At 66.9% G+C, this 20,915-nt stretch carries 18 protein-coding genes and 1 pseudogene; 10 read left to right on the forward strand and 9 right to left on the reverse strand.

Annotated elements, in window-relative coordinates; genetic code table 11:
• Positions 1-2 precede the first annotated feature (2 nt).
• The 5 genes from P8934_RS12875 to P8934_RS12895 all read left to right on the forward strand — a co-directional run bounded on the left by P8934_RS12875 (position 3) and on the right by P8934_RS12895 (position 6,576).
• Positions 3-941, forward strand: a complete 939-nt coding sequence (locus P8934_RS12875) for an MlaD family protein (protein ID WP_278031392.1) — start codon at positions 3-5, stop codon at positions 939-941.
• Positions 938-1,555, forward strand: coding sequence for an ABC-type transport auxiliary lipoprotein family protein (locus P8934_RS12880; RefSeq protein ID WP_278031393.1), 618 nt, complete (start codon positions 938-940; stop codon positions 1,553-1,555). The genes P8934_RS12875 and P8934_RS12880 overlap by 4 nt, the downstream gene beginning before the upstream one ends.
• Before the next feature lie 98 nt (positions 1,556-1,653).
• Positions 1,654-2,730 carry an HlyD family efflux transporter periplasmic adaptor subunit gene (locus tag P8934_RS12885; protein WP_278031394.1) on the forward strand — a complete coding sequence of 359 codons (1,077 nt, stop codon included), beginning with the start codon at positions 1,654-1,656 and terminating at the stop codon, positions 2,728-2,730.
• Positions 2,727-5,459 carry a ribosome-associated ATPase/putative transporter RbbA gene (gene rbbA, locus P8934_RS12890; RefSeq protein ID WP_278031395.1) on the forward strand — a complete coding sequence of 911 codons (2,733 nt, stop codon included), beginning with the start codon at positions 2,727-2,729 and terminating at the stop codon, positions 5,457-5,459. Before P8934_RS12885 ends, rbbA begins: the two co-directional genes overlap by 4 nt.
• A 1-nt stretch (position 5,460) precedes the next feature.
• Positions 5,461-6,576: an ABC transporter permease gene (locus P8934_RS12895; RefSeq protein ID WP_278031396.1), complete on the forward strand. Its 1,116-nt coding sequence runs from the start codon at positions 5,461-5,463 to the stop codon at positions 6,574-6,576.
• Positions 6,577-6,579: 3 nt separating this feature from the next.
• Here P8934_RS12895 and P8934_RS12900 read toward each other — a convergent pair.
• Positions 6,580-6,898, reverse strand: a pseudogene (locus P8934_RS12900) (fructosamine kinase family protein); the annotation flags it as partial.
• Complete coding sequence (locus P8934_RS12905; protein WP_347403437.1) at positions 6,877-8,883, reverse strand: sigma 54-interacting transcriptional regulator; 2,007 nt, start codon at positions 8,881-8,883, stop codon at positions 6,877-6,879. The pseudogene P8934_RS12900 and the gene P8934_RS12905, both read right to left, overlap by 22 nt.
• Positions 8,884-9,181: 298 nt before the next feature.
• Between P8934_RS12905 and P8934_RS12910 the strand changes: the two genes are divergently transcribed.
• Genes P8934_RS12910 through cynS form a run of 4 tightly spaced genes read left to right on the forward strand, consistent with a single transcriptional unit; the run spans position 9,182 to position 12,867 of the window.
• Positions 9,182-10,618, forward strand: a complete 1,437-nt coding sequence (locus tag P8934_RS12910; protein WP_278031397.1) for a CmpA/NrtA family ABC transporter substrate-binding protein — start codon at positions 9,182-9,184, stop codon at positions 10,616-10,618.
• Position 10,619: 1 nt separating this feature from the next.
• The gene (gene ntrB, locus P8934_RS12915) at positions 10,620-11,477 is read left to right on the forward strand and encodes a nitrate ABC transporter permease (RefSeq protein ID WP_278031398.1); all 858 of its coding nucleotides are present in this window, start codon (positions 10,620-10,622) and stop codon (positions 11,475-11,477) included.
• Between the two features lie 18 nt (positions 11,478-11,495).
• On the forward strand, positions 11,496-12,434 hold the full coding sequence (locus tag P8934_RS12920) for an ABC transporter ATP-binding protein (RefSeq protein ID WP_278031399.1): 939 nt from the start codon (positions 11,496-11,498) through the stop codon (positions 12,432-12,434).
• Positions 12,427-12,867 (forward strand): cyanase, encoded by a 441-nt coding sequence (cynS, locus tag P8934_RS12925; protein WP_278031400.1) that lies wholly within the window; start codon positions 12,427-12,429, stop codon positions 12,865-12,867. Before P8934_RS12920 ends, cynS begins: the two co-directional genes overlap by 8 nt.
• 1 nt (position 12,868) lies before the next feature.
• On the opposite strand, the gene P8934_RS12930 is transcribed toward cynS, so the two are convergent.
• Both P8934_RS12930 and P8934_RS12935 read right to left on the reverse strand, forming a co-directional pair.
• A complete protein-coding gene (locus P8934_RS12930; protein ID WP_278034040.1) occupies positions 12,869-13,711 on the reverse strand; it encodes a fructosamine kinase family protein in 843 nt (280 codons plus the stop codon).
• Between the two features lie 154 nt (positions 13,712-13,865).
• Entirely contained in the window at positions 13,866-14,372 is a 507-nt protein-coding gene (locus P8934_RS12935) for a fasciclin domain-containing protein (RefSeq protein WP_133635216.1), read from the reverse strand.
• Between the two features lie 262 nt (positions 14,373-14,634).
• Here P8934_RS12935 and P8934_RS12940 point away from each other — a divergent pair, with 262 nt between their 5' ends.
• Positions 14,635-14,946 carry a YqfO family protein gene (locus tag P8934_RS12940; protein WP_278031401.1) on the forward strand — a complete coding sequence of 104 codons (312 nt, stop codon included), beginning with the start codon at positions 14,635-14,637 and terminating at the stop codon, positions 14,944-14,946.
• A 52-nt stretch (positions 14,947-14,998) separates the two neighbouring features.
• On the opposite strand, the gene P8934_RS12945 is transcribed toward P8934_RS12940, so the two are convergent.
• The 5 genes from P8934_RS12945 to tal form a co-directional block, all read right to left on the reverse strand.
• The gene (locus P8934_RS12945) at positions 14,999-16,294 is read right to left on the reverse strand and encodes a TRAP transporter large permease (RefSeq protein ID WP_278031402.1); all 1,296 of its coding nucleotides are present in this window, start codon (positions 16,292-16,294) and stop codon (positions 14,999-15,001) included.
• On the reverse strand, positions 16,294-16,821 hold the full coding sequence (locus P8934_RS12950) for a TRAP transporter small permease (RefSeq protein ID WP_278031403.1): 528 nt from the start codon (positions 16,819-16,821) through the stop codon (positions 16,294-16,296). The genes P8934_RS12945 and P8934_RS12950 overlap by 1 nt, the downstream gene beginning before the upstream one ends.
• Positions 16,822-16,886: 65 nt before the next feature.
• On the reverse strand, positions 16,887-17,903 hold the full coding sequence (gene dctP, locus P8934_RS12955) for a TRAP transporter substrate-binding protein DctP (protein WP_278031404.1): 1,017 nt from the start codon (positions 17,901-17,903) through the stop codon (positions 16,887-16,889).
• Positions 17,904-18,334: 431 nt separating this feature from the next.
• Positions 18,335-19,852: a mannitol dehydrogenase family protein gene (locus P8934_RS12960; RefSeq protein ID WP_278031405.1), complete on the reverse strand. Its 1,518-nt coding sequence runs from the start codon at positions 19,850-19,852 to the stop codon at positions 18,335-18,337.
• Positions 19,853-19,957: 105 nt separating this feature from the next.
• Positions 19,958-20,908, reverse strand: coding sequence for a transaldolase (tal, locus tag P8934_RS12965; protein WP_278031406.1), 951 nt, complete (start codon positions 20,906-20,908; stop codon positions 19,958-19,960).
• Between the last annotated feature and the right edge of the window lie 7 nt (positions 20,909-20,915).

Consider the following 20,915-nt stretch of genomic DNA (forward strand, 5'->3'; position numbering starts at 1 on the left):
CGATGGAACCCCGCGCCCACCATGTGCTGATCGGGCTGTTCACGGTGATCACCCTGGGCAGCGCACTGCTGTTCGCCCTCTGGCTCGGCAAGTCCAGCGTCGACCGCGACTATGCCTGGTACGAGATCGGCTTCAACCGGGCCGTCAGCGGGCTCTCCGAGGGCAATGCAGTCCAGTACAGCGGCATCGAGGTCGGGGACGTGGTCAGGCTGCGCCTCGACCCCCGGGACCCGCGCCAGGTGCGGGCGCTGATCCGCGTCTACAGCGATGTCCCGATCAAGCAGGACACCCGCGCCAGCCTGGCGCTGGCCAACATCACCGGCACCATGAACATCCAGCTGCTCGGCGGCACCCCACAGAGCCCTCTCCTGGAGGGTGACCGCGCGGATCCCCCGCTGATCCAGGCCGAACCCTCGCCGCTGAGCTCGCTGCTCTCCAACAGCGAGGAACTCTTCGCCCAGGTGGACCGGTTGCTGACCAACGCCAACCGGCTGCTCTCGGAGGAGAACGCCGAGAGCCTGACGCGCACCCTGGGCAACCTGGAGGTCGTCTCGGGGGCGCTTGTCGACCAGCGCGAAGCCCTCGGCGATGCCATGGCGCGCTTCGGCGAGGCCGGGGAGCAGCTCGATGCCGCCCTGCAGGGCTTCAGCCGCCTGGGCGAGACGGCCAACGTGCTGCTCGACGAGGAGGGGCGCGCAACCCTGGAGAGTGCCCGACGCGCCATGCAGTCGCTGGAGGCCACCACCGCACGGCTGGACGGCCTGACCGCCCGCCACGAGGGTTCCCTGGCGCGGGGCCTGCAGGGTGTGGGCGAGCTCGACCCGGCCATGCGCGAACTGCACGCCGCGCTGCGCGCCCTGAACCGGCTGGTGCGCCGCATCGAGGAAAACCCGGCCGATGCCCTGCTGGGGCGCGACGAAATCCAGGAGTTCACCCCATGACCCTGCGGTTCCCGCCACGCCTTGCCAGGGCCCTGCCGGCCCTGCTGATGGCCATGCTGCTCGCGGGCTGCAGCCTGCTTCCCGACCAGGAGCCGGTGCGCCTCTTCACGCTGCCCGAACCGTCGCTGTCGGCGTCTCATGAGGTCACCCGCGACCTCACCCTGCGGGTCGACACCCCCAGCGCCGTGGCGCCGCTGGATGGCCGACGCCTGCTGGTCATGCCCTCCCCTGGGGAGTTCCAGGCCTATGCCGGGGCACGCTGGAGCGACGATGCCCCGCGGCTGCTGCGCGACCACCTGATCGCGGCCTTGCGTCGCGACGGCCGCCTGGCCGCGGTGGTAGACGACGCCAGCCGGGCACGCAGCGATGCCACTCTGACGAGTCACCTGAGCGGCTTCCACAGCCGCTACCGCGAGGGCGCGCCCGAGGTGGTGCTGCGCCTAGAGGTCCAGCTGCTCGACGAGGCCAGCCGCGAGGTACTGGCCAGCCGCCGCCTCGAGGTGGTGGTGGCAAGCGACGGCGATAGCCTCGATGCCGTGATCGCGGCCTTCACTCGCGCCGCCGACCGACTCGCCGTCGAGCTGGTCGACTGGACACTGTCGACGCTTGATTAATGGCAATACAAGCAAATGTCATCACTGCTTGATATTGCTCAACTCAGCCACCGCCCTTCCCGTAAACAATGGGAACGTTTTCTATCGGGAGAACATACATGGACAAGAGCGTCGTCAATCGCCGACTCAAGATGATCGTGATTGTGGCGGTTGTCATATTGCTGGCCTGGTTCGGCTGGCAGGCCCTGAGGCCGGAAGCGGAACATCCAGGCCTGACCGTGGGAAATGGCCGTATCGAGGCCACTGAGATCGATGTGTCCACGCGCATTCCCGGCCGCCTCATGGAGGTAACAGTCGATGAAGGCGAGTTTGTCGAAGCCGGCCAGGTCGTGGCCCGCATGGATACCGCCACCCTGAAGGCGGACATGGCTCAGGCCCGGGCGCAACGGCATCGAGCCGAAAATGCCCTGGAGACTGCACGCGCCATGGTGGCCCTGCGAGAAAGCGAACTGACCGCCGCCGAGGCCGTGGTCGACCAGCGCCAGGCCGAACTCGAGGCGGCTCGCAAGCGCTATGAGCGTGCCGCCAGCCTGGTGGAACGCAATGCCATTTCGCGTCAGCAGTTCGATGACAGCCTGGCTGCGTGGCAGAGCCAGCAAGCTGCCCTGGCCTCGGCCAACGCTCATGTACTCTCCGCGCGGGCCGCTATCCGTGCGGCCGAGTCTCAGATCACCGAGGCGGAGTCAGAGGTGGAGGCGGCCGTGGCGACGTTGGGCCGCATCCAGGCCGACCTGGACGACAGCGAACTCACTGCAGATCGCCTTGCTCGGGTACAGTACCGGATAACAGAGCCGGGGGAAGTACTGGGTGCCGGAGGCAAGGTACTCAACCTGGTCGACCTCACCAACGTCTACATGACCTTTTTCCTCCCCACCCGGGAAGCGGGCCGCGTAGCCATCGGCGACGAAGTCCGGCTGGTACTGGATGCTGTTCCTGATTATGTGATTCCCGCCTACGTCAACTACGTGGCCAGCGTCGCCCAGTTCACGCCCAAGAGCGTAGAGACCGAGAGTGAGCGCGAGAAGCTGATGTTCCGCATTCGCGCCAGGATTGAGCCCGAGCTGCTGCGCCGCCATATCGAGCAGGTCAAGACCGGGCTGCCGGGCATGGCCTATCTCAAACTCGACCCCGAGACCACCTGGCCAGAGCATCTCGAGATCCGGATCACGCCATGAGCCAGTCTGCCACGTCGTCGATCGCCCTCATCCGTGATGTCACGCTGCGCTACGCTGACACCCTCGCCCTGGATGGCGTCACCTTGACACTTCCTGCCGGGCAGATGGTCGGCCTGATCGGCCCGGATGGGGTAGGCAAGTCGAGTCTGCTGGCACTGCTCGCCGGTGCGCGACGCGTGCAAGAGGGTCGAGTGGAAGTTCTGGGCGGCGACATGAGCGACGCCCACCACCGCCGGATAAGCTGCCCACGCATCGCCTACATGCCCCAGGGACTGGGCAGAAACCTCTACCCGACCCTCTCGGTACGCGAGAACCTCGAGTTCTTCGGACGGCTGTTCGGCCAGAGCAGTGCCGAGCGAGCAAGGCGCATTGACGCTCTGACCCGCGCGACCGGGCTTGGCCGTTTTACCGAGCGCCCGGCGGGAAAGCTGTCCGGCGGCATGAAGCAGAAGCTGGGACTCTGTTGCGCGCTGATCCACGACCCGGACCTGTTGATTCTGGATGAACCCACTACCGGGGTCGATCCGCTGTCGCGCAGCCAGTTCTGGACCCTTATCTCGCGTATACGGGCCACACGCCCCGGAATGAGCGTAATCGTGGCCACCGCCTACATGGACGAGGCTCAGCAGTTCGACTTCCTGGTGGCCATGGATGCCGGACAGAAGCTGGCCAGCGGCTCGCCCGCAGAGCTGCTGGAACGCACCGGGACCGATGATCTGGAGAGCGCCTTCATCCGACTGCTGCCCGACGCCAGGCAGCGCCAGCACCGGCCCGTGACCATCCCGCCGCGAAGGCAAAGCGATACCATCGCCATTGAGGCGCGCGGCCTGACCAAGCGCTTCGGCGACTTCACCGCCGTCGACCGAGTCGACTTCCGTATCGCCCGCGGTGAAATATTTGGCTTTCTGGGCTCCAACGGCTGCGGCAAGAGTACCACCATGAAGATGCTGACCGGCCTGCTGCCGGCCAGCGAAGGCGAAGCCGAACTGTTCGGTCAGCCGATCGATCCGCGAGACCTGGCGACCCGACGCCGGGTGGGGTACATGTCCCAGGCCTTCTCTCTCTATGGCGAGCTCAGCGTACGCCAGAACCTTGCCCTCCATGCACGCCTCTTCCAGCTCCCCCAAACCGAGCAGCAGGCGCGCATCGAGGAGATGCTCGACCGCTTCGACCTGAAAACGGTGGCGGACAGCCTGTCAGGCGGGCTGCCGCTAGGCATCCGCCAGCGTCTTTCCCTGGCGGTGGCAGTGCTGCATCGCCCCGAGATCCTGATCCTCGACGAGCCCACCTCCGGCGTCGACCCGGTGGCCCGGGATGCCTTCTGGCGCGAACTGGTCAGGCTTTCCAGGGAAGAAGAGGTGACCATCTTCATCTCCACCCACTTCATGAATGAGGCCCAGCGCTGCGACCGCATCTCGCTGATGCATGCCGGGCGGGTGCTGGCCTGCGACAGCCCCGCTACCCTGCGCGAACGTCGCGACACCGACACCCTCGAGCAGGCCTTTATCGCCTGGCTGGAGGAAGCCGCCGACGAACCGCCGGTCGATGCAGATGCTCCCAGTCAGCCGGAAACCACCGACAATATCCCGTATCGCAAGCCGCCCGCCTTCAGTCTCAAGCGACTGATGAGCTATACCCGACGTGAAGCCACGGAACTTCGCCGCGACCCACTGCGCGGGACCCTTGCGCTACTGGGCAGCGTGATCCTGATGTTCATCATCGGCTACGGGATCAGTCTCGACGTGGAGAACCTGCGCTATGCCGTACTCGACCACGACCAGACCACCACCAGCCAGGCCTACAGCCTCAACCTGGCCGGCTCGCGCTACTTCACCGAACGCCCGCCGCTCTCCAGCCAGGCCGAGATGGAAGAACAGATGCGCAGCGGCGACATCAGCCTGGCCGTGGAAATTCCTCCCGGCTTCGGGCGCGACCTCAAGCGCGGTGCCACGCCCGAGATCGCCTTCTGGATCGATGGCGCCATGCCCACCCGGGCCGATACCATCAAGGGCTATGTACAGGGGATGCACCTCCACTACCTGATGAACCTGGCCCGGGAGTCGGGGGCTTCCGAGCGCCCCCCGGGGGTGGAAGTCGCCCTGCGCTATCGCTACAACCCCGATGTCCAGAGCCTGCCCGCCATGGTCCCGGCCGTCATCCCGCTGCTGCTGATGATGATTCCCGCCATGCTGACGGCACTGGGCGTCGTGCGCGAGAAGGAGATGGGCTCGATCACCAACTTTTATGTCACACCGGTGACGCGCACCGAGTTCCTGCTCGGCAAGCAGTTGCCCTATGTGGCCATGGGCATGATCAACTTCGCCACCCTGGTCGCGCTCTCGGTGTGGGTCTTCGGGGTGCCGGTCAGCGGCAGCCTGATGACCCTGAGCCTGGCCGCCCTGCTCTACCTGCTGTGCGCCACCGGCATGGGGCTGCTGATCTCCTCCCTGCTGCGCAGCCAGATCGCCGCCATCTTCGGCACCGCGGTAATCACCCTGGTTCCCGCAGTGCAGTTCTCGGGCATGCTGCACCCGGTTTCTGCCATGGAAGGCGTCAGCGCCCTGATTGGACACATCTATCCCACCTCGCACTTCCTGATCATCACACGTGGCGTGTTCTCCAAGGCCCTGGGCTTCGCCGACCTCTGGACCTACTTCTTGCCGCTGCTGGTGGCTACTCCGCTGTTGACCCTGGCCAGCGTGGCCGGACTCCGTGATCAGGAGCGTTGAGATGTCATCACTGGGGAAAATCCTGCAATTGGGAATCAAGGAACTGCGTAGCTTGGCTCAAGATCCGGGCATGCTGCTGCTGATCCTCTATGCGTTCAGCCTGAGCATCCATATCAGCGCCACGGCGGTTCCCGAGTCACCTCATCGCGCCACCATCGGCGTGGTGAACGAGGATGCCTCAACGCTCTCCTGGCGACTGATAGACGCCTTCCAGCTGCCCTATTTCCTGCCCCCTGAGCCGATCACTCGGGAGCAACTGGACAGCGGCATGGATAGCGGACGATTCACCTTCACCCTGGATATTCCTCCCGACTTCCAGCGCGACTTACTCGGCGGCCGGGGCGCCGAGATACAGTTGAATGTCGATGCCACCCAGGTCTCCCAGGCCTTTACGGGCGCCGCTCATATCCAGCAGATCATCGCCAGCGAAGTGAGGGAATTTCTGACCCGACATCGCGCCGAACCCGCCATGCCGGTCGAAGCCGTCGTGCGATCCGCCTATAACCCCAATCTGGAGCGAGCCTGGTTCGGGGCCATCAACGCGGTGATCGATCAGATCACCATGCTGTCGATCATCCTGACCGGTGCTGCCCTGATACGCGAACGAGAACACGGGACCATAGAGCACCTGCTGGTGATGCCGGTTACCCCTCTGCAGATCATGCTGGCCAAGGTGTGGTCGATGGCGCTGGTCGTGCTGGTAGCTTCGGCACTGGCCTTGTACCTGGTGGTCCAGGGCTGGCTCGAGGTACCCGTGCGCGGCTCGGTAGCGCTATTCCTGTTCGGCGCCACCCTGCACCTCTTCGCCACCACCTCGATGGGCATACTGTTCGGCACCATCGCGCGTTCCATGCCCCAGTTGGGGCTGCTGATCATTCTGGTGTTGATTCCCCTGCAGATCCTCTCCGGCGGCATGACCCCGCGGGAGAGCATGCCAGAGCTGGTGCAGCAGATCATGCTGGTCGCACCCACGACCCACTTCATCCAACTGGCCCAGGCGGTACTGTTCCGCGGTGCCGGTATCGCGGTGATCTGGCCGCAACTGCTGGCGCTGGCCGCCATCGGCGGTACCGTCTTCCTGCTAGCGCTATCACGTCTGCGGCGATCGCTGCAGTAGCGTTCAGCGCATTTTAGACTCAAGCTGGGATACCGTCCGCTCCACGGCACCCCGATAGCTGCCGCCGAACATCAGCAGGTGGTTCAGGATACAGCTGGAACAGGGCTTCCCGCCTCGGCCAATCGCCGGGGCGGTGTCCGTTCCAGTAGGCCTCGAAGAACGCCTCCCCCGGTGAGCCGAACAGCGTCAGCATGGCCGGGTCCAACTCCGGGAAGTGGCGATAGACTGCCGGGTCGATGATCGCCGGCCCCCGCGGGGTGAAGAGCACATTGCCCGACTATAGGTCGCCATGCACCAGGCTCAACGGGGCGTCTGGCAGAAACCTGTGGGCCTTCCACGTCCGCTATCGCGACGGTGATGGTAAGCGAGGGCGACGGCCGGGGCGTCGTCGTCTGCGTGCTCCGCGCATGGGGTTACTCCTTCCCGCCCTTCCCCCGGTAGTCGGCGGGCGCGACGCCCCACTTGCGAAGCCGCGAGAACAGCGTCGTCGGCTTGATGCCGAGCCGCTCCGCGGCCCCGCCGGCCCCGGACACCTTGCCGGCGCTCTGCCGGAGGGCGGCGATGGCATTGTCGCGCTGGCGACGCGCCAGCTCCTGCTCGGAGAGGGGCCCCGGGGGTCGGGTCGGCGGTGGTCGGCGCGGCCGGCACGGCGGGCGTCCGAGGCATCGACAGCAGGTCGTCGAAGACCAGTCGGCGGTCCTGGGAGACGATGACCTGGCGTTCGATGACGTTCTCCAGCTCGCGGATGTTGCCAGGCCAGGCATAGCCCTTGAGGATTTCCAGCTGCGCCAACGGGATGCGCTCGCCGGGCTTGTTGAACTTCTGGCAGGCACGCTTGAGGAAGTGCTGGGCGAGCAGCGGCACGTCCTCGATGCGCTGGCGCAGGGGCACCGAGGCGATCGGAAAGACATTGAGGCGGAAGAACAGGTCCTCGCGAAAGGTGCCGGCGGCCACCATCTCATGCAGGTCGCGGTTGGTCGCGGCGATCACGCGCACATTGACCTCGCGGGTGCGGTTCTCGCCGACCCGCTCGAACTGCTGGTCCTGCAGCACCCTCAGCAGCTTGCCCTGCAGCTCCAGGGGAATCTCCCCGACCTCGTCCAGGAACAGGGTGCCGCCGTCGGCCAGCTCGAAGCGTCCCAGGCGGTCGCTGGTCGCCCCGGTGAAGGCCCCTTTCACATGGCCGAAGAACTCGCTCTCGAACAGGTCCCGGGGGATCGCCGCGCAGTTGACCCGAATCAACGGGCGGTCGCTTCGCGTGCTGTCGGCATGGATGGCGCGGGCGATCAGCTCCTTGCCGGTGCCCGACTCGCCGTGGATCAGCACGTTGGCATCGGTGGGCGCCACCAGGGCGATCTGATGGATCAGCTGGGCCACCGCCGGGCTCTCGCCGACGATCTCGCTGTGGTTGAGTTCGGCGGTGATCTCCTCCTGGAGATACTGGTTCTCGAGCTCCAGGCGGCGCTTCAACGAGCGGACCTCCTCCAGGGCCTCGTGCAGGCGCTGATCGCTCAGCTTGCGCTCGCTGATGTCGCGAAACAGTACCACGGCGCCGACCAGACGACCCATCTCGAAGATCGGCGTGCTGGTGTACTCGACCGGGACCGGATGGCCGTTCTTGTGCCAGAACACCTCGTCATCGACGCGGTGCACCTGGCCATCGCTGAAGGCAGCATGGATCGGGCACTGCTGCACCGGGTATTCGCTGCCGTCACCGCGCGTGTGGTGGAACAGCCGGTGGGCGTCGTGCCCCACCATGTCGGCGGCGCTCCAGCCGAGGATGCGCTCGGCGGCCGGGTTGACGAAGGTGGTCTGGCCCCTGGCGTCGAGCCCGTAGATGCCCTCGCCCGCCGCCCCCAGGATGAGCTGGTTCTGCCCCTCGATGCGCTCGAAGATCTGCTCGATGCGCTGCCAGCCGACCTCCCCACTGCGATGCTGGCGGCCCAGCTCCGCCTGGGCGCGACGGCGCTCGACCTGGTCGCGCTCGTTCAGGGTGAGCAGCAGCTCGGCGCCTCCCGGCAGGGCCACGGCGGAGACCTCGACCCTGTGCGGCTGGCGGCCGAGGTCGAGCAGCACCAGGTCATCCGACCAGGCCGGCGGCGACGTCAGGGCCTCGTCGGTGAAGCTCACCCAGAGCGGGAGCGAGGCGCTCAGGCAGTGGCTGAACGGCCGGTCGTTGAGCGCCTCCGCGCCGCCCCCTATCAGCGCCTCGGCGGCGGGGTTGACCTTCACGACCCGATCCCGGAAGGGATCGACGATCAGCATGGCGTAGGGCGCGACCTGGAAGGCCTGATCGGAGAGGGGCATGACGGCGACTCGCGGGGGGACTCCCCTGTGTACCACACGGCCTGATCCTCGCCCCGAGATTTCGTCAATTTGCTCACGACATTTCGGGAATTACGACATTTCGTGAGAGCTCTTGGGCGCGGCGTGCCGCACATGCCCACCGGCAACCCCCTGACGCCAAATCTTTTTCCCCCGCCTCTGAGGATCTGGCACGACGCTCGCAGATGAATACCAGGCCCAGCGGTCGCGCTGGGCAATCGTCACAACGCCGATGCACCGATCCGCTCCCATCCCGCAGCATCCCTGAGGTGACAATACAATGAACGATCACAACAGCCTGGGTAACCCCTTCGACCATCGCCAATCCCTGATCCATGGCAGCGCCTGCGACTGCCATGACTGCACGGCCACGGCGAGCCACGATGCCGCCTCAAGCGAGGACCACGCGCACCGTGCCGATGCGGCCCATGCGAGGACCGAGCAGCCCCCCCTGCCGGACAGTGAGTCGATGCTCGATCGCGCCGTGGAGAGCGCCCTGGTGCGCGGCATCTTCGGCCACAGCGACATGCATCGTCGCCAGTTCATGAAGCTGGTCGGCGGCGGCACCGCGGCCGCGGCCCTGGCGAGCTTCCTGCCCATGGAGGCAATCAAGGCGGCGGTCAAGGAGGACATGGGGCCCCTGGAGAAGACCAGGCTCAACGTCGGCTTCGTGCCGATCACCTGTGCGACCCCGATCATCATGGCGCATCCCATGGGCTTCTATGAGCGCTATGGCCTGGATGTCTCGGTGATCAAGACCGCCGGCTGGGCCGTGGCCCGCGACAAGTCATTGAACCGCGAGTATGACGCGGCCCACATGCTGACCCCGATGCCCCTGGCCATGACCCTGGGCGCCGGCTCGACCCCCGAGCCCTACATCATGCCAGCCGTCGAGAACATCAACGGCCAGGCGATCGTGCTGCACAATGACCACAAGGAGAAGCGCGATCCCCAGCAGTGGAAGGGCTTCATCTTCGGCGTGCCGTTCGAGTACTCGATGCACAACTTCCTGCTGCGCTACTACGTCGCCGAGCACGGCCTCGATCCCGACCAGGACATCCAGATCCGGGTGATCCCGCCCCCCGAGATGGTCGCCAACCTGCGCGCCGGCAACATCGACGGTTTCCTGTCGCCCGACCCCTTCAACCAGCGCGCCGTCTACGAGCGCATCGGCTTCATCCACCTGCTCACCAAGGAGATCTGGGAGGGCCACCCGTGCTGCGCCTTCGCCACCAGCCAGGCGTTCGCCACCGAGAATCCCAACACCTACGGGGCCCTGCTGCGTTCCATCATCGATGCAACCCAGTACTCGTCCAAGCACGAGAACCGCAAGGAGATCGCCGCCGCGATCGCCCCGACCAACTACCTGAACCAGCCGGTGACGGTGATCGAGCAGGTGCTGACCGGCACCTACGCCGATGGCCTGGGCGGGGTCCAGAGGGTCCCGGATCGCATCGACTTCGACCCCTTCCCCTGGCACTCGATGGCGGTGTGGATCCTTACCCAGATGAAGCGCTGGGGCTACATCGAGGGCGACGTCAACTACCAGCAGATCGCCGAGCAGGTCTACCTGGCGAGCGATGCCGGGAAGGTCATGAGGAAGCTGGGTTACGACGCCCCCGACGAGGCCAGCCGCAACTACGAGATCATGGGCAAGACCTTCGACTACACCCAGCCCGAAGCCTACGTGAAGAGCTTCGCGATCGGGAGGGGGTGACATGGACCGCACGACCACCGAGTGGAATCTCAGTCTCAACATGCGGGCCGCCCTGGTAGCCCTGGTGCTGCTGGTCGTCGGGCTGGGGCTCTGGGAGGGACTCAACCAGGTCCCCAGCGGTGGCAACACCGCCGAGATGACCGAGTACGAGAAACTGATGGGCGGCGTCGAGGACACCGCCCGGGTGCCCCCGCCCTCGGACGTCATCGAGCGCGCCTGGCAGGAGCTCTCCAATCCCTTCTACGACGCCGGCCCCAACGACAAGGGCATCGGCATCCAGCTGGGATACTCCCTCTACCGGGTGCTCGCCGGCTACCTGCTGGCGGCCGCCGTCGCCATCCCGGTAGGCTTCCTGATCGGCATGTCGCCGCTGATGTATCGGGCGCTGAACCCCTTCATCCAGGTGCTGAAACCGATCTCGCCCCTGGCCTGGATGCCCCTGGCGCTCTTCATCATCCGCGACTCCGAGGCATCGGCGATCTTCGTGATCTTTATCTGCTCGATCTGGCCGATGCTGATCAACACCGCCTTCGGCGTGGCCGGGGTGCGTGAGGACTGGGTCAATGTCGCCCGCACCCACGAGCTCTCGCCAATGAAGACCGCCTTCAAGGTCATCCTGCCCGCCGCGGCCCCGACCATCCTCACCGGCATGCGCATCTCGATCGGCATCGCCTGGCTGGTGATCGTCGCCGCCGAGATGCTCGTCGGCGGCACCGGCATCGGCTACTACGTCTGGAACGAGTGGAACAACCTGGACCTGACCAGCGTGATCTTCTCGATCCTGATGATCGGGGTGGTCGGCATGCTGCTCGACATGTGCCTGGCCACGGTCTCGCGCCTGGTGACCTATGAGGAGTAACCCCGGAGGAATCGCCCCATGAGCCAACATTTCGTACAAGTCCAGCAGGCCAGCAAGCGCTTCCCCCAGGGGCGTGGCCAGGACGACCTGACCGTCTTCGAGAACGTCAACTTCAATCTCGAGAAGGGCGAGTTCGTGTGCATCATCGGCCACTCGGGATGCGGCAAGTCGACCATCCTCAATGCCCTGGCCGGCCTCGACCAGTTCACCGATGGCGGGCTGATCATGGAGGGCCACGAGGTCACCGGTCCCGGACTCGAGCGCGGGGTGGTCTTCCAGAACTACAGCCTGCTGCCCTGGCTCACCGCCCTGGAGAACGTCAAGTTCGGCGTGCGCGCGCGCTGGAAGGAGTGGACCCCTGCCCAGGTGGACGAGCACAGCCGGGACTACCTGAGCATGGTCGGCCTCGACGACGTCATCGACCGCAAGCCCTCGCAGCTCTCGGGCGGCATGCGCCAGCGCGTCAGCATCGCGCGGACCTTCGCCACCAAGCCCAAGCTGCTGCTGCTCGACGAGCCCTTCGGGGCGCTGGACGCCCTGACCCGCGGGGTGATCCAGGACGAGCTGATCAAGATCTGGGGCCGCGACCGCCAGACGGTGTTCATGATTACCCATGACGTCGACGAGGCCATCCTGCTGGCCGACCGCATCCTGCTGATGACCAACGGGCCCGAGGCCCGCATCGCCGAGGCGGTGGAGATCGACCTGCCCCGCCCGCGCAGCCGCGCCGAGGTCGTCAAGCATCCCCACTACTACAGGATCCGCAACTACCTGATCGACTTCCTGGTGAATCGGTCAAGCACGCTGCGCACCGCCGACATCGACGGGCGTGGGCTGTCCTATCCCCAGTCCATCAATCCCGCCACGTCGGACGCCGACTCCTCGACGCCCGACGAGGGCGACCCTGCCAACCCCAAACTGGTGAACTTCACTCCCAAGGAGACCCATCATGGATAAGCTCGAGATGCGCCATACCCTGCTCGCCGCCAAGGCCCGCAAGCAACTGACCTGGGAAGAGATCGGCAAGCAGATCGGCATGTCGCCGGTGTGGGTGGCGTCGGCCTGCTACGGCATGAACAGCGCCACCCCGGACGCCGCCCAGAGGATCTGCCAGGTGCTGGACGCCGAGCCGGACGTCGCCGCCGCCCTGGAGGCCTTCCCCACCAAGGCCTGGGACGAGGCCATCCCCCAGGACCCGCTGATCTACCGCCTCTACGAGGTGGTGGGCGTCTACGGCGAGACCCTCAAGGACGTGATCCAGGAGAAGTTCGGCGACGGCATCATGAGCGCCATCGACTTCACCATGGAGGTCGACAAGGTCGAGGACCCCAAGGGCGATCGCGTCCTGCTGACCCTCAACGGCAAGTTCCTGCCCTACAAGGCCTGGTGAGTCAGCCGGCTTCCGCCTCGAGCCTTCCCAGCGTCCGCTCCACGGCACCCCGGTAGCCGCCGCCGAACATCAGCAGGTGGTTCAGCAGCGGATACAGCTGGAACAGGGCTTCCCGCCTCGGCCAATCGCCGGGGCGGTGTCCGTTCCAGTAGGCCTCGAAGAACGCCTCGCCCGGCGAGCCGAACAGCGTCAGCATGGCCAGGTCCACCTCCGGGAAGTGGCGATAGACCGCCGGGTCGATGATCGCCGGCCCCCGCGGGGTGAAGAGCAGATTGCCCGACCACAGGTCACCATGCACCAGGCTCGCCGGCGCATCCGGCAGCCAGGCCTCCAGGCCATGGGCGATGGCCTCCACTCGAGCGCGCAGCCGAGCATCCATCAGGCCGCGCGCCTGGCAGGCATCCACCAGAGGCAGCAGGCGGCGCTCGCGCTGGAAGGCGCGGCCGTCGGGCAGCGGCGCGTTGGGCTGGGGCGTGCGCCCGCAGGCATTGTCGCGCGGCCAGCCGTGGGCGTCCCCGGTCACCGCATGGAGCCGGCGCAGCCCCTCCCCCAGGCTCGCCTCGTCGCGGCGTGAACGCCCCGTCTCCAGCGCCTCCATCACCAGCCAGCCCTCCCCCTCGGCCAGCACCTCGGGCACGACCAGCCCGCTGCCGGCCCCGCGCAACGCCCGCAGACCGTCGGCCTCGCCGGCCAGCCGCTCGGGGGCGTCCTGCTTGACCACCATCTCGCCCTGGTCGGTCGCCAGGCGGAAGACCTCGGCGATATCGCCGCCCCCGAGTGGCTGCGGCTCGCCCCGCGGCGTCAGTCCGGCAGCCGACAGCAGCGAGGCAAGCGTCTCGTCGATCGACATGTGGCAAGGCTCCCTTGATTCACTGCCATGAGGGTCGCCAGTCCGCTCGGCACTGTCAAAACCGCGACAAAAAAAGACCGCCCGGAGGCGGCCAGAAGGGGGCATTCAAGCAAGTGACAGGGTGGTGACCCCGGTCGGGGTGCCGGGATCACTCGGGCATCAGCACGCCGTCGATCACGTGGATGACGCCATTGCTGGCCTCGATGTCGGCCTGGACCACGGTGGCATCATTGATCATCACGCTGCCGTCCATGGTGGTGATGGTGATGTCCTGGCCCTGCACGGTGGTGGCGCTGTCGGCCGCCATGGCGTCCTCGGCCATGATCTTGCCGGGCACCACGTGGTAGGTGAGGATCGCCTGGAGCTGCTCCTGGTTCTCCGGCTCGAGCAGGGACTCCACGGTGCCATCCGGCAGCGCGGCGAAGGCCTCGTCGGTCGGGGCGAAGACGGTGAAGGGACCCTCGCCCTTGAGGGTCTCGACCAGGCCAGCCGCCTCGACCGCGGCCACCAGGGTCTCGAACTGGCCCGCACCCGCTGCGGTGTCGACGATGTCCTTCTTCATGCCGTGGTTGTCGGCCTGGACGCTGCCGGCGAACATCAGGCCCAGCATGCCGGCGCCGATGAACTGGGAAACGGGAGTGGTGAAGGTCTTCATGGGGCACTCTTCCTCTTTGGCTGACCCCGGCCGCGGAGCGACCGGTGGGTTGCGTAGCTTCAGGTCTGTGACCTTCTCGGCCTCGACCTATACACACGCTAGACTCTGTACAGCTATTGGACAAGTATTATTTTTCCCATCGTCTCCGGGCGCCTCCACCCGCCGCATGCGCCGAGCGGGAAAGGCAGCGTCACGGGCTGACCTCGGCGTCGTGATATGGCACAACGGCAGGACGTTCATTCAGGTGAGAGGAGTCGAGACCATGTACAAGTTGGCCTTCTTCGTACCCGTGGCAGAGGCCGAGGCCGTCAAGGAAGCGGTCTTCGCCACCGGGGCGGGACGCATCGGCGACTACGAGGCGTGCTGCTTCCAGACCCGGGGCACCGGACAGTTCCGGCCGCTGGCGGGCGCCGACCCGCACATCGGGCGGGTCGGCGACCTGGAGCAGGTGGAGGAGCTGAAGGTGGAGCTGGTCTGCGAGGATGCGCTGATCCATGAGGCGCTGGCCGCCCTGAAGAGCGCCCACCCCTACGAGGAGCCGGCCTTCGACGTCTGGCGACTGGCGGACCTGTGAACAGGGGCGCCACGGGCCGGCAGGGCCGTGGCGCCTGCCACCGGGCAGGCCCCTAGATGAAGCCCAGCAGGCGCGGCAGGAAGAGCGACAGTTCGGGCACGAAGGTGGTGATCAGCATGACCGGGATGCCCACGAAGGCGATCAGCTGCAGCGCCGGCGCGAAGGTCTTGTGGATCGACACCCGGCCGATGCGGCAGGCCATGTAGAGGATCGGCGCGACGGGCGGACTGTTGGCTCCGATCACCACCGAGCAGGCCACGATGGCACCGAAATGCACCGGATGAATGCCGGTGTCCACCATCAGCGGCAGGAACAGCGGCGCCACCACCACCGTCACCGAGACGTCGTCGAGGATGGCGCCGGCCAGGATCAGGAAGACGTTCACCGCGATCAGGATCAGCAAGGGGTTCTGGATCAGGGTGGTGATCAGCTCGGTGAGGTCCTGCGGCACGCGCTCGAAGGCCAGGATGCGGCCGATCATGAAGGAGAAGAGCAGGATCAGGATGATCGACCCGGTGGTCTCCGCGGCGGCGATGACGCTGCGCGAGAAGTGCCTGAGCGACTGGTCGCGATAGACCAGGAAGCCGATGACGATGGCCGCGAAGGCCGCCACCGCCGCCGCTTCCGTGGGGGTGAAGACCCCACCGTAGATCCCGCCGAGGATGATGAACGGCAGGCTCAGTGCCGGCAGTGCCCGCCAGGTGGCCAGCCCCTTGGAGAGCGGCTTGCCGGTGGTCATGGTCTCGCCGGCCACCTCCTGGAAGAGCCGCCCGCAGGCCAGGCGGTTGGCCAGGATGAGCCCCACGATCAGCAGCAGCGCCGGCCCCACCGTGGCCGCGAACAGCGCCGCGACCGACTGCCGCGTCACGACCGCGAAGAGGATCATGGTGATGGAGGGCGGGATCAGGATGCCCAGCAGCGAGGAGATGCCGAGCAGCGCCGAGGCATAGCCGCGGGGATAGCCGCGCTGCTCGAGCGGGCCGATCATGATGGTGCCGATGGAAGCCACCGCCGCCGTGGCGGTGCCGGCGATGGCCCCGAACACGCCGGAGGCCAGCACCATGGAGGCGCCCATGCCGCCGCGCCGCTTGCCGACCAGTGTCTCGATGAAGGTCACCAGGCGACTGGCGATGCCGCCGCTCTGCATCAGGTAGCCGGTCAGCACGAACAGCGGCAAGGCAATCAGGATCACCGAGTCCACCGAGCGGAAGCCCTGCATCATCAGGGTATCGAGGTTGGCATCGTAGGCTACCGCCAGGTAGGTCAGCACCCCGGCGAAGGACCAGGCAACGGGCACGCCCAGCCCCATGAGCACCAGCAGCAGCAGGATCGCGAACAGGCCTTCCATCAGGACTCCTCCCTGGCCAGCGAATAGCGGGAACGGGCAGCGCGCAGTTCCGCAACTCCCTGCCAGACATCACGCAGCGCGTAAGCGAAGCAGCCGATGCTGGCGAACATGATGGCCGCCTGGGATACCCATAGCGGAATCGACAGCTCCGGGGTGTGCTGGGGCCGCTGCACGCCCCAGGCCAGCATGCGCAGGGCCCAGTAGACGAAGCAGGCACTGATGATCGTCACGATCACCGCCACCAGGGTCTTGTGCAGCGCCTTGAGGCGGGCATCGCGCAGCTGCAGTTCGAGGAAGTCCACTACCAGGTGTTCATGGCGACGGCTCGCGATCAGTGCCCCGGTCATGTAGAGCCACATGCCGGCGAGCATCACCAGTTCGAGGACGCCCACCAGCGACCAGCCGAAGACGTAGCGCGCCAGGATCAGGAAGAGCATCAGCCCCATGACGAGCAGGCTCGTCACGAAGGCGACGGCGTTGAGCAGCCAGCCGACCTTCTCGTCCAGGGCCTTGAGAAAGGGTTGCATGAGGAGGCCCTCGCAACGGGCGCCGGCCCGACAGCGGGCCGGCGCCAGGGTTCAGGAGGAAAGCGTCACAGCGGCGTGGCGTTGGCGCGGATGGTGTCCATGATTTCGGCGCCCAGCTCTTCCTCCATCAGCGGCCAGACCTGCTCGCGGGCGCGGCGGGCGAAGGTGTCGAGGGTTTCCTCGGGCAGGGCAAAGTACTCCATGCCGTCTTCCTGAGCCTTGGCGATGTAGTGCTCGTCCCGCGCTCGGGCATCGACGAACTGCTGCTCCATGATCTCGTGAGCCGCCTCGCTGACCACCTGCTGGTGCGCCTCGCTCAGGCGATCAAAGCTGTCCATGTTCATGGTCAGGATGCCGGTCATGAAGAAGTGCTTGGTGTGGACGTAGTAGTCCAGGGTGTCGCGGAAGTATTCATAGGGCCAATAGATGACGTTGCCCGCCTCGCCATCCACCACGCCGGTCTGCAGCGCGGTATAGACCTCGCCCCAGTCGATGGCGGCGGTCTGGTACCCCAGGGCCTGCATGGTCTGTGGCGCCGGGAATACCGGCATGGTGCGCACGGTCAGCCCCTCGGCGCTCTCGATGTCGAGCGCATACTGGTCGCGCGACGCCACGCCATTGAACCCCTCGGGCCAGGGGCCGAAGAACTTCAGGCCGATGTCGGCGAAGATGCCGCCGAGCAGTTCGTTGACCCAGCCACCCGGGCTGTAGGCCTGGACGGCCTCATCCCAGGAGAGCGTCATGTAGGGAGTATAGATGACCCCGATACGCTTGTCGTAGGAGGTCATCGGCCAGCTGAGCATCATGTCGACACCGCCCGCCACCAGCAGGTCGAAGACCTCCTGCTGCCCGCCCAACTCGTTCTGGTAGTAGACCTCGACCTCGAGGTCGCCGCCCGACTTCTCCTCGACCAGCCGACGCCACTCGTCGAGGGTATCGCCCGCCGGAGAGCCCTGGGTTCCCGAGTCGGTGGCCAGGCGAAGGGTCGCGGCCTCGGCGGCGAAGGAGGCACCGGCAAGCAGGAAGGCGGCGGAGAGAGCGGTAAGGGCGGGAAGGAACGTTCCCTTCTGCTGAGGCGTCATGACGGAATCTCGCGGGTTGTTGTGATTGGCAGGAACTGTTTACCGTCCGCCCGACACCCGGTCAATCGCCCCTTCAGAAGAGGCATTTCAGTACTTCTACCCAGACAAAAAGGGAAATCACGATTACTTTTTCAAATGAAGAGATTTTCTCGACATATTCCACCATCATTTGAGCCCTGTGCCGGATGCCTCCCCTGGCAGCCGTATTCCGCGCATGTCGCCGCAGCGCGCCTGGAGGTCGCAACGGGGCACGAGAACTCCGGACGGCCCAAGAGAGGCGAAACGCCTGTCCCGGCTCATGGACATTGTCCCCGTCCTGCAGCTCAGGCCGGTTCCGGGGACCAGCGGGGCAAGGAGCACGAGGTGGCGCGTGTCTGCGAGGATCCGCGGACCGGTGCGGCGGGGCCGGCCACCCGGAAGGCGGCCCCTCCCTAGGAGGAGCCGGCCTTCGATGCCCGGCGGCTATCGACGCTGTGATCGCCCTGGTCGATATAGCGCCGGATCGCCGCCCGCGGCCCACGGGCCTCGATCACTGCCAGCCAGTCGGCGAAGGCCCTCCGCAGCCCGGGGGACTCGGCCAGGTCATGGAACACCTCCCGGATCCCCAGAAAGGCCCAGGGCGCCCTGGCGGCCTCCCGTGCCCCCGCCCTTAGGCGTGACGACAGGGGGTCGGCGAGCGGCGGCATCCCCGGCGAGTCGTCGGCCACTTGGCAATAGTGGCACCACAGCGCCAGCTCGAGGGCCAGGCCCGCCACGGGCAGGCCACGGCCGAGGGCGTCGCGGAGTGCCGGCAGGATGAACTTGGGCTGTCGCGCCGACCCGTTGGCACAGAGCCGCGAGACGGTGTCACCGATCTCGGGGTTGCCCAGACGCTCGACGATCCGCGTGCGGTACGCGCGGTAGTCCAGGCCCTCGACCGGCCGGAGCACTGGGAGGATCTCGCGCTCCTGAAGCGCGCCCAGCCAGTCGTGGATGTCCGGGTCGCCCATGGCGGCATGCACCTGCCGGTAGCCCAGCAGGGCCGCGACATAGGCGATGCTGGCGTGACCGGCGTTGAGGAGGCGCAGCTTCATCGTCTCATGGCCCGAGACCTCGTCGACGAACTCGACGCCGACTCGCTCCAAGGGCGGGCGACCGGCACAGAACCGATCCTCCACCACCCACTGGCGAAAGGGCTCGCACACCACCGGGGCGGCATCCTCGATGCCGAAGCGGCGGCTGACCAGCTCGCGCTCGCGGGCGGTGGTGCGCGGCGTGATGCAGTCGACCATGGCGTTGGGAAAGCTCACCTCCCGCCGGATCCAGGTGGCGAGGTCGCGGTCGACCCGCTCAGCGAGGCCGACCACCACGCTGCGCGTCACCTGGCCGTTGCCGGGCAGGTTGTCGCAGGAGAGCACCGTGAAGGGCCCAAGCCCCCTGGCCCGACGCTCGGCCAGCGCCTTGACCAGCATGCCGAAGAGGGTGCCGGGGCGCCGCGGTTCAGAGGCGTCAGCGAGGATCCGCGGATGGGTCGCGTCGAAGCGGCCGGTGGCGGGATCGAGGAAGTAGCCCCCCTCGGTGATGGTCAGCGAGACGATGCGCACGCCGGGGTCGACCAGGGCCCTGACGATGGCCGCCGAGGCCACGGGCACGAAGTCGACCATGGCCCCCACCACCCGCGCCGAGCTCCCCTCGGGGTGGAGGTCGACCACCGTGGAGAGCCACTCCTGTCTGTGCAGGCGTCGGCGCATCCGCACATCGGCCGGCATCACGCCGGCGCCGATGACCGCCCAGTCGAGGGCCTCGCCCCGCGTGAAGAGGCGATCCAGATAGGACGCCATGTGCGAGCGGTGGAAGTTGCCCAGGCCGATATGCAGGACCCCGGGGCGCAGCCGGCGACGGTCATAGGCCGGCACCCCGACGTCCTGGCCGAGGGTGGCAAGGGTCTGCTGCGAGAGTGGCAGCGCCATGGGATCTCCTCCTGACCCTGCAGCGGGCCGGGCGACGTCGGTCGCTGTCATTATCCGCACATCCGGCCGACGGCGCACCCCGGCGCGGCGCTTGCCCTTCCGCGATTACCCGAGCCGTTCGGCGAGGCGTGCCTCCAGGGTGCGCTGGTCCTCGTCGAAGCGGCGGATGCCCTCGGCCAGCTTGTCATTGGCCATGGCGTCCTGGTTGTGGCCCCAGCGGAAGGCGGGCTCGTCGAGGGGCGCGGGGCGCTCGCCGGCGGCGGGGATCGTCACCGCCGGGGTCACCTCGCCCTCCTCCGCCGCCAGCTCCTCGAGCAGCGCCGGGGAGATGGTCAGTCGCGGGCAACCGGCCAGCGCCAGCACCTGGCCGACGGTGCGGAAGCTCGCCCCCATCACCACGGTGTCATAGCCGCCTCGGCCGGCCCGCTCGCAGACGCCGCGCACGAACAGCACGCCCGGGTCCTCGTCGGGCGCATACTCCTTGCCGGTCTCCTTCTTGTACCAGTCGGTGACCCGGCCCACGAAGGGCGAGACCAGGAAGACCCCGGCATCGAAGCAGGCCTGGGCCTGGGCCTCGCTGAACAGCAGGGTCAGGTTGCACTGGATGCCCTCGCGCTCGAGGCGCTCGGCGGCGCGGATGCCCTCCCAGGTGGAGGCCAGCTTGATCAGCACGCGATCACGGCCCACGCCGCGCCGGTCGTAACGCTCGACCAGCTCATGGGCCTTGCGCACGCTGGCCTCCTCGTCGAAGGAGAGGCGCGCGGCCACCTCGGTGGAGATCCGCCCGGGAATGTGCCGGGCGATCTCGGCCCCCTTGGCCACGGCGAGGCGATCCACCGCCTGCTCCAGGCGCGCCTCGGGGTCGGCGACCTCCGCCTTGATGGCGGCGAGTTCCTCGTCGATCAGCGTCTGGTAGCCCGGCAGGTCGAAGGCCTTGAGCAGCAGCGAGGGATTGGTGGTGGCGTCGTGGGGCCGGTAGCGCTTGATGGCGTCCAGGTCACCGGTGTCGGCGACCACCAGGGAGTGGGTCTTGAGGCTGTCGAGTCGGGTCGTCATGAGGGAC

The organism is Halomonas sp. CKK8 (assembly GCF_029625235.1).
In the GTDB taxonomy this organism is placed as follows: Bacteria; Pseudomonadota; Gammaproteobacteria; order Pseudomonadales; family Halomonadaceae; genus Halomonas; species Halomonas ventosae.

Excerpts from the sequence above, each read along its gene's own strand:
- P8934_RS12875 (WP_278031392.1), top strand. The coding sequence starts at position 3 with ATGGAACCCCGCGCCCACCATGTGCTGATCGGGCTGTTCACGGTGATC.
- P8934_RS12880 (WP_278031393.1), top strand. The coding sequence starts at position 938 with ATGACCCTGCGGTTCCCGCCACGCCTTGCCAGGGCCCTGCCGGCCCTG.
- P8934_RS12885 (WP_278031394.1), top strand. The coding sequence starts at position 1,654 with ATGGACAAGAGCGTCGTCAATCGCCGACTCAAGATGATCGTGATTGTG.
- rbbA (WP_278031395.1), top strand. The coding sequence starts at position 2,727 with ATGAGCCAGTCTGCCACGTCGTCGATCGCCCTCATCCGTGATGTCACG.
- P8934_RS12895 (WP_278031396.1), top strand. The coding sequence starts at position 5,461 with ATGTCATCACTGGGGAAAATCCTGCAATTGGGAATCAAGGAACTGCGT.
- P8934_RS12905 (WP_347403437.1), bottom strand. The coding sequence starts at position 8,883 with ATGCCCCTCTCCGATCAGGCCTTCCAGGTCGCGCCCTACGCCATGCTG.
- P8934_RS12910 (WP_278031397.1), top strand. The coding sequence starts at position 9,182 with ATGAACGATCACAACAGCCTGGGTAACCCCTTCGACCATCGCCAATCC.
- ntrB (WP_278031398.1), top strand. The coding sequence starts at position 10,620 with ATGGACCGCACGACCACCGAGTGGAATCTCAGTCTCAACATGCGGGCC.
- P8934_RS12920 (WP_278031399.1), top strand. The coding sequence starts at position 11,496 with ATGAGCCAACATTTCGTACAAGTCCAGCAGGCCAGCAAGCGCTTCCCC.
- cynS (WP_278031400.1), top strand. The coding sequence starts at position 12,427 with ATGGATAAGCTCGAGATGCGCCATACCCTGCTCGCCGCCAAGGCCCGC.
- P8934_RS12935 (WP_133635216.1), bottom strand. The coding sequence starts at position 14,372 with ATGAAGACCTTCACCACTCCCGTTTCCCAGTTCATCGGCGCCGGCATG.
- P8934_RS12940 (WP_278031401.1), top strand. The coding sequence starts at position 14,635 with ATGTACAAGTTGGCCTTCTTCGTACCCGTGGCAGAGGCCGAGGCCGTC.
- P8934_RS12945 (WP_278031402.1), bottom strand. The coding sequence starts at position 16,294 with ATGGAAGGCCTGTTCGCGATCCTGCTGCTGCTGGTGCTCATGGGGCTG.
- P8934_RS12950 (WP_278031403.1), bottom strand. The coding sequence starts at position 16,821 with ATGCAACCCTTTCTCAAGGCCCTGGACGAGAAGGTCGGCTGGCTGCTC.
- dctP (WP_278031404.1), bottom strand. The coding sequence starts at position 17,903 with ATGACGCCTCAGCAGAAGGGAACGTTCCTTCCCGCCCTTACCGCTCTC.
- P8934_RS12960 (WP_278031405.1), bottom strand. The coding sequence starts at position 19,852 with ATGGCGCTGCCACTCTCGCAGCAGACCCTTGCCACCCTCGGCCAGGAC.
- tal (WP_278031406.1), bottom strand. The coding sequence starts at position 20,908 with ATGACGACCCGACTCGACAGCCTCAAGACCCACTCCCTGGTGGTCGCC.